Here is a 10,182-nt window from a genome sequence, read left to right on the forward strand (position 1 = left end):
CTCAGGAGCTGCCGTCCAAAGGCGACCAGCCCTCGAAACGAACGTCGATATAGGTTTTCTTGCGCAGCTGATCGACATAGGCCCTGATCCGCTTGGGATACTCCAGGCGCTCGATCACCTGGTGCTTGATGTCCTCGAAGGCCAGCGGGGCCTCTTCCTTGCGTTCCAGTTCGCAGACCATCAGCCAGCCGTGGGGCTTCATCTCGATCACAGGGGAGATGCGGTGACCGCCGCTGTCCGGCACGGGAGTCAACTCACCCCAGAGCGCGTCGCGAAACTCGGCCGGCTCGATATTTGCGACGACCGAGAAACTGGGAGATTGGCTCATTCCCTCTTTCTGGTCGCTGTATTCCATGGCCAGTTGGTAGAAACTCTCGCCGGCCAGAATCCGTTCCCGCAGCGATTCGGTGAGATTGTACGCCCGCTGCCAGTCGTCCTCGCCGATCACGGCGGCGGCCAGGATATGCCGCGCCTTGACCTCTTTCTGGCGGCGGGCCTCGACACGGATCAGGTGCCAGCCGAACTTGGTCTGCACCATCCGCACGTCGCCCACCTTCATGCTGAACGCCGCACCCTCGAATTCTTCCACCATCTCGCCGCGGCTAAAAAACCCCAGATCGCCGCCGGACGAGGCACTGGGTCCATCGGAGTTATGCTCGGCCAGCCAGGCGAAATCCACCTGCCTCTCCAGAAAGACCCTGTACAGGGAATCGATCCTGGCCTTGGCCCGCAAGACTTCGGCCTCGCCGGGTTCTGGCGGCACGATCAGATACTGGAACTTGACCTGTTCCGGGCTGTTGCCCATCGGCTGCTGCTCGAACAGCTCGCGGGCCTCGTCCTCGGTAATTTTGACCTGGGGAAGTTCGTGGCTGTGCTCCTGAAGGTATTTCTGGCGCAGGAGTTCCTCGGTGGCCTGCTGACGGTACATCTCTTTGAGTCCGACCATGGTCTGGCCGACAGCAGCCAGGTCGCGCTGAAAGGCGGCATCGGATGAATAGCGGCTGCGAAGTTCGCCCAGGTGGCTTTCCACCAACCGGTTCACTTCGTCGTTGGTGACTTCGATCTTGGCCGCGCGGGCGTGATGGAGCAGCACGTTTTCGGAGATTTCCTTCTCCATCACTTCCAGGGACAGCAGCCTCATCGCGGTCGTATCGTTGACATCGACCCCCCGCTGCTGGGCGGTCGTGATCGTGAGCATCTTAATTTCGCTCGAAAGGATGATCTCGCTGCCCACCACCGCGGCGATATCATCGAGTACCAGTCTGCCGCTGCCATCGCGCTGCTGGGCGGCGGCAGACCCGGCGGCGAGCAGCAGGGCAAGGATCAATCTGACTGTCATCGGTTACACCTCTTTCGGGCAGCGATTCTTTTTTATCGGCGTAGGTTAGAAAAAAAGTACGCGTAAATTGTGCTACCGTTTAGTATCCCCTGCGGGGAAAAATGTTCGCATCCGGTGAGCGCAGGCCGAACCGCGGATGGCACGGCTATCCTGCTGTCCTGTCGTAAATTGAAAATATAACGAGCGTGGGCGGGAGTGTCAATCCGCTCCCTGGGATATCAGGGAACCACCCGGATGTCGGCGTCGGGGTGGGCGGCCGGGTCGAAAGTGATCACCTCGGAGTCCCCGCCCCAGATCACCCTTACGCTCAGCCTGTCCAGACGGACAACCTCCGGCGCCGGATCACCCTCGCGCCAGGGATAGATTACCGCGAGGTAGCGAATCCGGCGGCAGGGTTCCGTATTCGAGAGCCAGATATTGTGGGTGACCACCTCGGGGTAATCGCCCTCCCAGTTGCGGTCGTAGCGGGTGATCGGCCTGACATGGGGACGGTAATCCTCCCCGGTGATCGGGTTGACCAATCCCTGCCCGGCCAGCCTGTCCTCGAATTCGGTTTTCCTGTCGGCGGCCACGCTGACCAGGATGTTGACCCCGCCGAGAGTGTAGGTGAACTCTCCCCGGCCGCCGTCCCATTCAAGCGGGACCTCCTGCAGAACGTGATAGAGCCAGCTGAATGTGCTGCCCTCCGGCCGCTGAGCCGAGTCTACCTCGAGATCGTCGAGCATCACGAAATAGCGGCCGTCGACGAAGAGCACGTGACGGTCGGCGCGCAGGAGATACGACAGGTCGCGCTCTTCGTAGGGATCGTTTGTCCCGTCACCCAGCTTGCCCCAGAACTCGCGGTAGAGGTAAGGGTACTGGATGTACGAGTTCGCCGCCTCGCCCTTGATGTAGACCGTCCCGTCGCGCTCGGCGTAGCGCTCGATCCTGGCCGCCCAGGGATTGTGAAGTTCCAGCCGGAAATTGTTCATCCGCGCCGGGTTGGGCTGCGCCTGCCCCAGCCCGTCAACCAGCACGATATTGTGGCTCATCGAGTGGTGGGCGTGACGGTCTCCGTTCTGGGTGCTGCCGCCGGCGTGGGTGATATTCTCGCCGTAGGCGTAAATCTGGTAGCCGTTGTCGCTGAAAAAGCTGTGGTTGTAGGCGCCGCGCGGCCGCGCGCGGAAGGTTATCCCCACGTTATCGGCAAAGTTGTCGAGTTCGCCGGGGTAGAGGTTGCTGGCGCTCACCCAGCCGCCGTCGGGGAACAGCCGCGAGCGCGGGGCCGGTTCCCTGGTCTCCGGCTTTTTGTAGTAATGCGGCAGGGCATACTCGATCCAGGGCCTGTGGTACTTGCGATGGGTGCCGTAGCCGATCTGCTCCAGCCTGCGGAGGGCATCGCTCCAGCCGGTCAGGAACCGGGCGTTGCCGGTAAGATAGGCCAGTTTGCGGAAACTGCTGACCCGGTTATTAAGGTAATACGGCTCCATCAGGCCGATATTGCCGAACGAGAGGTGCGGCAGACCCATCACGGCCGTCCTGGTGAACCATTCGCCGATATCGTGCAGAAACGGATTGCGGCCGAAATTCGCATCGGCCAGCGCCATGTCGTAGTAACTGACGGCGAACGTGTGCCACTTGAACTTGGAGAGTCCGTAGCCGGGACCCTCGTTCCACGCATCCTGGCCGAACGGGCTGTTGACGCCGGTGTAATAGTTGACCGCCAGCTCGTAGGTGGTCTGGAAAATCCCGCCCTCCTCGTAAGCGGCCAGCCCGGCCGGGACTGTGTAGTTGATATTCTCGAACGGGTGGCTGGAGGGCCCCACCGCTATGCTGCCGGCGGATACGCGGGTGCCCCTGCGCTGACGCCAGGAGTAGCTGTTGACGATATGGTCGGTGCGCCAGCGGAGGCTTTCGAGCACGATCTTGCGCATATCGGCGGTCAGGCGGTCGTGGAACCAGTCGTAGAACAGGCTCAGGTATTCATTGAGCGCAACCGCGTCCTCGCCGCCGCCCTCGGTGCCGGAGGGCGCGGTAGCCCCGCCGGTGGTCCAGCCGGCGACAGTCACCATCCGGCCGGCTACGGCCAGGAACCTGTTATCGCCGGTGAGCATGTGGGCGAACGCCATGTTCATCAGCCGCTCGATTATCAGCATATACGGGTCATCGCCGCCGTCGGGGTCGGGCCAGGCCGGGATATCCGGGTACAGGGCGCGCAGGGAATCACGGCCGATAGTGTCGGTGCGGGGGAAGTCGGCGAACCAGGACGCCCGCAGGTCGGCGGTGGCCTCGCCGAGGACTTTCTCGTAGATCTCGCGGCTGAACGGGTGGGTTCTGGCCAGGGCGCGCAGGCTGTCGGTGTTGGAGCGGGTAAAGATGATCCGCGGGTGGCCGACGCCCTTGAAATCCGGTTTCGCCAGGCCGGAGCGGTCCCAGGTGACGGCTTCCGGCGCAATGACGAACGAGCGGGTTTTCCGCCAGTCGATCCCATTTACGAGTTCAGGGTCGTAGTAACCGACCCGCCAGTAAATCGCGCCCGGCGCTGGAAAGGGGGAGAGCGTGTTGTAGAAATTGAACGGAGTGGCCGGGATATCCACCAGCACGCTGTCGAAATCCGGGTCGGCGGAGACCTGGAAGCGCCAGTGGCGGATGGGCAGGTGGTTCCGGTCCTCGCGGCCCGGCGGGAGCATGATTGTCGGTTCGTAAGGCCAGCTGAACCGCGGGGGGTTGAGCCGCACGGTGTCGCGGTCGCCGGGCCGCCAGACCACGGCCAGGTTGTAGAGCATGCTCTCGGACACCGGCTGGCCGCTGTTGGCCCCGGTGAAGACTACTAATCTCTTTCCTTCAGTAACGGCACCTTTATTACAACCATAAACGAAAACAAAAAAAAGCACTAAGAGTAAGTTACCAGTGCTCATATTAAGGCGATGATTTATATTGCATTCACTAAAAATTTTTGAATCCCCGATTCATTTGATTCAATATTTGAAAATATCTTTTCCCCAACATCACAATATCTCGCGACCACTTTTGTATTTATTTGTTCCAAATCTTCAAAAATGCCCAATGAGCTAAATTCAAATCCCCATTTCTCAAATTGGAAAAGAGTAATTGTTGCGTCTCTAGTTTTGTCCTCATTAGCCAGAGCAAAAATAAGTAGTGGCCTTTTCATGCTATTGATTCTACAATCAACAACATATTTCTTTTTATTATCTCTTTCCTTGCTAAACCAATCGAATTCAACTCTACTTTCATCCATATTTTCTAAAATAACTCGCCTGAAATCTTCGTAAAAAATCGATTTTGCTCTTTCTTGAGCTAAATACTCTATATCCGAGATTTTTATTAATCCTTGAATAAAAGAAAATACTGAGTCGCCAAATTCACCATTTTCAATTTTGAGTCTCAACTCCCCTCTATTATCTTTTATACCGTACTGCTCCAAAGTTGTATTTATTATTTTGTTTCTTGTTCCTCGACTCAAATCGTTTTCTTCCATTTCATATGTCAGATGCATGATTGTATGGCCTTCATCTGACAAATACCAGTGCGCACCACTTTTTTTGATTAAAACAACGAAGTGATCACCATCACTAAATGTGAAAGGCGTGGATACAAAATACCTGTCTATACCTTCTTTTTGTATGTGAACTTTCTCACATATTTTTTTCTTAACTTCTTCTTCTATTTTGGTTATGTTCACCATAATAAATCACCAAAGCTTCATTTGTCCGTCAAGTGACGGTGTAAAACCACATTCTTGCAACATCAAACTCAGTGCACTATCTAAATCAAAAAAACTTTTTGATAATTCTGCGTAAGTTTCATCCTTCCATGGACTGTCTACATATTTTTCTGTAGCTGTGTGTTTGTGAAAACCACGGAATGTTTCCTTTTCCAAATGATTTGTATGTTCATGTGTATTTCCGTTGTAGCGCCGAAGAATTATTATCCTGTTGGTTTCCTGTGGACAATACGCTAAGATCACAGAAAATGACAAGTGATTATGTTGGCTTTGACGCAAAAGCAACCTGAAATAATTCCCATTCTCGCCCTCTAATTCAAGTTGAGCTTCCTTATTTCTATTTCTAATCTTTAATGTTAGCCTCTTTTTATAATCGGGAGGTAATCTTTTCTCCTCTCTCAATAACTCTTCTATCCAATCATCTGTTAATTCTTTCACGTCATTCTCCTCAACTAAACATTAAAACCTCCTTAGAATTTATTCAAATCAAAACCCTAAATCAATTGTCTTTGTATAAAATCAAAACAGCACCCTGGCCCCGGCCGAGGGCCGCAGGGCCAGCAGGGCGTCCTGGGGGCGCTGGGCGTAGCGCTCGGCGGCGGCGGGGAATTCCTTGATCGCGTCTTCGTAATATTTCTCCTTCAATGCCGCCAGGACCGTGTCCACCTTGTCATCGGCAACGAGGTGGACCGTGCAGCCGCCCCAGCCCGCGCCGGTCAGACGGCTGCCGCTGGTGCCCGCCTCGCGGCCGAAATCGACCAGCAGCTCCAGGCTGGGGTGGGAAATCTCGAAATCATCGCGGCAACTGATCCAACTGCCGTTCATCCGGCGGCCGAACGCCTCCCCGTCGCCGGCCTCGATCACTTTCACGCTCTCCTCGACCCGGATCGCCTCTGAGATCACGTGGCGCGCCCGCGCACCGATCCGCAGGCCGTCCTCCGGCTCGGGCAGCGGCTCGCCGGAGCGGGCCGTGTAGAGCGTGCTTTCCACCTCTTCCAGGGGTTTGTCCAGGAATTCGGCGACATCATGCCTGGTGTAGCGCTCGCGGGTGAAAGTCCGCTCGTGGCCCCTGAGGGTTTCGACCCTGCCGAGCTTGAAAAAGATATCCCCGATCCGCTCGATACCCTCGCCCTCCAGCCCCATGGTTTTAACCATCATGGCGCAGGCGATCTGGCAGGCGGCGGGCAGGAGGTTGAACCTGATCCGCGAGACCTCGGTCTTGGCCGAGACAACCATCGAGTTGGCCACGACGATCGTGAAGCCGGCGGGGAGCGCCACGGGCCGGGCGGAGAGCGGAAAGAAACCGATCCTGAGCGCCTTGCCTTTTTCGCTGAGGATACTGGCGGCGTGATCCATCCCGCCGCCCTGGGTGCCGACATACCACTCGGCCCTGGCCATCAGGTCGGCCAACTCCAGCGGCGGCATGCCGAGGCCGGAGGACTCCAGCACGGCCATCGCCGAGGCGACCACCAGGGTGCTGCTGCTGGACAGGCCGGAACCGACCGGCACGGTGCCGAGAAACGAGCCGTTGAATCCCTTGAGCTTTTCCACGCCGCCCTGGTGATCGACAATCCCCTGCACGCCGGCCTTGATATAGTTGCCCCAGTCGCCGGTGTCGAACTTGGGAATGTCGGGGGAGATCTCGAACTCGCGGTCGTCGTATTCCGGGTTGACCGCAATCACCTTCCTGTCATCGCGGGGAGAGAGTGCGATCAGCATATCGTAGTCGATAGCCATCGGGAACACGGGGAGTCCGTTGTAGTCCAGATGTTCGCCGATCACGTTGACCCTGCCCGGAGCCTTGAGCACGATTACCTGCTTATCCTCGGGAAACCTTTCGGCGTGGTATTCCAGCACTCGCAGGAAACGGTCGGTGACGTCGATGTTGTAATGCTTGTCGAGCTGAGCCAGCAGTTCGGAGTCCCTGTCGCCGAGACGGGCGATCAGCTTATCTCTGTCTGTCATCTTGCGGTCTCCCCGGAGTACTTTTCTGTTGGTATAGTTAACGGCGGAAGCGCTCAAGCCGCCGGCGGATTACCCGTTTATCCCATCCTGGGCTTTTCGCCGGTGCGAAACACCACGCGGTCGTAGGCCGCCCCGGGCCGGAGGTTGCGGAAGTTGACTGGGAGGCAGGCCGCGAATTTTTTATCGTCGATCGTAACGCGGAACGGCCCGCCGATTTCGAACTTCACCGTATCGACCATCTGCACATCGTTCAGGGTGATCTCGCTGCCCCCCTCATCGAGAGGCATCACCGCACCCAGCTTGCCCCAGCCGACATCGTTATCTCCCTGAGCGATCCTGACAACCGGTAAGTCCATTGCCTGCTCCTGTTGTTTTGGCCGAATCAGGGCGGACACGTGGGTCCGCCCCTACATCAAATCCTTAGCGGACGAAACAGTGAATTGGTCTGGTGAAAATGATTAGAAATATTAACCTGTTCAGGTTTTTTTCTTTAGCCGTTCGATCTCGCGCCAGGCGATATCCCGGCGGCAGTAGCCGCCATCGAACGAGATCAGGTCCACGCCCTCGTACGCCCTGGCGGCGGCATCGGTCACATTGCCGCCCAGGCCTGTCACACCCAGCACGCGGCCGCCGGCGGTAACCATCGAACCATCGCACTCAGACGTGCCGGCATGGTAGACGATAATATCTTCCCTGCCGTCCAGCTCCGGAGCGAATTCGATTCGCTTGCCCTTTTGATAGCCGCCCGGATAGCCGCCGCTGGCCATCACCACGCACACTGCCGCCCCGTCGGTGACCCCCGCTTCCGCGCCGGAGAGCGACCCCACCGCGGACTCTTTCATCAGCTCCAGCAGGTTCCCCTCGAGCAGGGGCAGCACGACCTGGGTTTCGGGATCGCCGAACCGGCAGTTGAACTCGACCACTTTGGGTCCATCGGCGGTAATCATCAAGCCGGCATACAGGCAGCCCCGGTAGGGAGTTCCCCTGAGCGCCAGCTCCGCCACCACCGGCTCCATAATCCGCCGCATCACAGTGCCCATCAGCAACGGAGTGGCGATTGCCACGGGGGCGTATGAACCCATACCGCCGGTATTGGGTCCGGTGTCTCCCTCGCCGACCGCCTTGTGGTCCTGGCTGGGCACGAGCGGCACCACGTTCCGGCCATCGGCCAGGGCCAGCACACTCAGCTCCTCGCCGGTCATCATCTCTTCGATCACCACCGCAGCGCCCGCCTCGCCGAATGCACGGTCGGCAAGGATCAAGTTAACGGCGTCGCGGGCCGCCAGCCGGCTGCGGCAGACAATCGCACCCTTGCCCGCAGCCAGGCCATCGGCCTTGACCACACACTGCTCGGGTCCATTGCCGATATGGGACAGCGCCGCGCCGAGTTCGGTGAACACTTCGAACGATGCTGACGGCACACCGGCATCGCGCATCAACTGCTTGGAGAACACCTTGCTGCTTTCGATTCTGGCCGCCCCGGCACCGGGACCGAACACATCGCGCCCGGCGGCGATCAGGGAGTCGGCCAGGCCATCCGCCAGCGGGACCTCCGGCCCCACCACCACCAGATCGGAATCGATTTCATTTGCCGTCCGCACGACTGCTCCCACGTCGGTGGGACCGACATCCACACTCCGCGCAAGGCCGGCCATGCCGGGGTTACCGCGGGTGATATAGAATTCACTTTCAGGGCTGTCGGCGGCAAGCCGCCACAGGAGGGCATGCTCACGCCCCCCGTTACCGACAATCAGCACTTTCATTTCAACTCTCCGCGGGGCTTAACTTGACGTATTCTCTCTAATCCAGTCCAGGTAGGGTCCGTGCCCGGCCTCGATCGGCAGGGCGACCACCTCGGGGACCTCGTATGCGTGCAGCTCAACCACCCGGCTGCGCAGGGACTCGAAGAGCGCCGCGCGGGTCTTGAGCATCAGCAGGACCTCGAGCTCATCCTCCACTTTACCCTGCCAGCGGTAGATTGAACGGACCGAGCCCAGCACGTTGCCGCAGGCGGCCAGGCGCTCCTCCACCACTGTCCGCGCGATTAGCAGAGCGTCGTTTTCACTGCCGACGGTTACGAACACAGCAATAAATTTTTGTTCGTGCTTTGAGTTCAAAGACTGCCTGCTTATTATGTTATCTCGTCGCCAACCTGAAATTCGGTGTGAAAATCAAGCTAACACCTACCAGTTGTGATGGCAATACCACCCGGCCAGGGCGAGTGACGGGAATACCCAGCCGAATATTTGCCGCAACCGAGTAGGTATAAATGGCAAGTTTCCCCATTCACCAGTTTTGACAGGAGTGTTCGACTTGAGCGGAATTATGTGGTGCCGCCTGTTCTGTGGAGTATCAGCCTGCCTGGTTCTGCCGGCCTGCGGTGATGGCGGCTCGCCGACCGGTCCGGAGCCTCCGGAGGAACTGGTTTTCGAGTTCACGTTCCAGAACTCGAATGAAGGATTTTCAATCGGATTCGTCGACTACCCCGAGGGACGCGAGGTGGATTTTCAGTTGAGCGGCGGCTGGGCGGCTCTCCCGCAGCACGATTCTTTGGATGCCGGAGATAAGGGCATAATGCTGCACGGGTCGAACCGCAGCGAAGACCTGTTCATATTCGTCAAGCGCATGCTGGATACAGACGACGGAGTGGAGGCCGGAGTGGTCTACAAGCTGGAGATGACAATCAAGCTCGCCAGCAACACCGGCAGCGGGTGCTATGGGATCGGCGGGGCACCGGGCAAAAGTGTGTTTTTAAAGGCGGGAGCCGTCCCTGTGGAACCGTAAGCCGTTCTGGGCGATGAGATTCTACCAGCTCAATATGAACAAAGGCTCTCAGTCCAACAGCGGAGTTGACGACCGGGTGCCAGGCGATGTGACCAATGGAGCCGATAACTGTTCCGGCGGATTGTGGATGTACAAGACACTGACTCTTGATAATTTTTACGTGAGGGCCTCGAACGAAAGTGAAATCTGTCTGCTGCTAGGGACGGACAGCGGCTACGAAGGGATCACGACACTATACTTCTCCGAAATATCGGTCGTGCTGACTCCCATTGACCCGGACATTATTATTCCGGGCACCTGAGATTGAAAATGGAATCTGTATCAGGCGCGGAGGCGGCCCATCGAGGGCCGCCTCCGCGCGTTATGTACC

Annotated in this window: 10 protein-coding genes; 2 read left to right on the forward strand and 8 right to left on the reverse strand. The window is 57.9% G+C overall.

All coding sequences use genetic code 11. The features are described from left to right. Nucleotide 1 precedes the first annotated feature (1 nt). From FVQ81_09160 to FVQ81_09195, 8 genes are all read right to left on the reverse strand, one after another. Nucleotides 2-1,339 (reverse strand): hypothetical protein, encoded by a 1,338-nt coding sequence (locus FVQ81_09160; GenBank protein MBW7996715.1) that lies wholly within the window; start codon nt 1,337-1,339, stop codon nt 2-4. 218 nt (nt 1,340-1,557) lie between these two features. Next, nucleotides 1,558-4,116, reverse strand: coding sequence for a hypothetical protein (locus tag FVQ81_09165; GenBank protein ID MBW7996716.1), 2,559 nt, complete (start codon nt 4,114-4,116; stop codon nt 1,558-1,560). 134 nt (nt 4,117-4,250) lie between these two features. Then, nucleotides 4,251-5,021, reverse strand: coding sequence for a DUF1828 domain-containing protein (locus FVQ81_09170; GenBank protein ID MBW7996717.1), 771 nt, complete (start codon nt 5,019-5,021; stop codon nt 4,251-4,253). A gap of 9 nt (nt 5,022-5,030) precedes the next feature. After that, nucleotides 5,031-5,501 carry a hypothetical protein gene (locus tag FVQ81_09175; protein MBW7996718.1) on the reverse strand — a complete coding sequence of 157 codons (471 nt, stop codon included), beginning with the start codon at nt 5,499-5,501 and terminating at the stop codon, nt 5,031-5,033. Between the two features lie 81 nt (nt 5,502-5,582). Next, nucleotides 5,583-7,028: a galactokinase gene (galK, locus tag FVQ81_09180; protein MBW7996719.1), complete on the reverse strand. Its 1,446-nt coding sequence runs from the start codon at nt 7,026-7,028 to the stop codon at nt 5,583-5,585. Nucleotides 7,029-7,105: 77 nt separating this feature from the next. Beyond that, nucleotides 7,106-7,384, reverse strand: coding sequence for a hypothetical protein (locus tag FVQ81_09185; protein MBW7996720.1), 279 nt, complete (start codon nt 7,382-7,384; stop codon nt 7,106-7,108). A gap of 120 nt (nt 7,385-7,504) precedes the next feature. Further along, entirely contained in the window at nt 7,505-8,791 is a 1,287-nt protein-coding gene (gene purD, locus FVQ81_09190; protein ID MBW7996721.1) for a phosphoribosylamine--glycine ligase, read from the reverse strand. An 18-nt stretch (nt 8,792-8,809) separates the two neighbouring features. Beyond that, complete coding sequence (locus FVQ81_09195) at nt 8,810-9,118, reverse strand: divalent-cation tolerance protein CutA (protein MBW7996722.1); 309 nt, start codon at nt 9,116-9,118, stop codon at nt 8,810-8,812. Nucleotides 9,119-9,341: 223 nt separating this feature from the next. Here FVQ81_09195 and FVQ81_09200 point away from each other — a divergent pair, with 223 nt between their 5' ends. Next, on the forward strand, nt 9,342-9,812 hold the full coding sequence (locus FVQ81_09200) for a hypothetical protein (protein ID MBW7996723.1): 471 nt from the start codon (nt 9,342-9,344) through the stop codon (nt 9,810-9,812). A 13-nt stretch (nt 9,813-9,825) separates the two neighbouring features. Further along, nucleotides 9,826-10,113: a hypothetical protein gene (locus tag FVQ81_09205; protein MBW7996724.1), complete on the forward strand. Its 288-nt coding sequence runs from the start codon at nt 9,826-9,828 to the stop codon at nt 10,111-10,113. Nucleotides 10,114-10,182: the final 69 nt, after the last annotated feature.

This window comes from Candidatus Glassbacteria bacterium (assembly GCA_019456185.1).
Taxonomy (GTDB): domain Bacteria; phylum Gemmatimonadota; class Glassbacteria; order GWA2-58-10; family GWA2-58-10; genus JAJRTS01.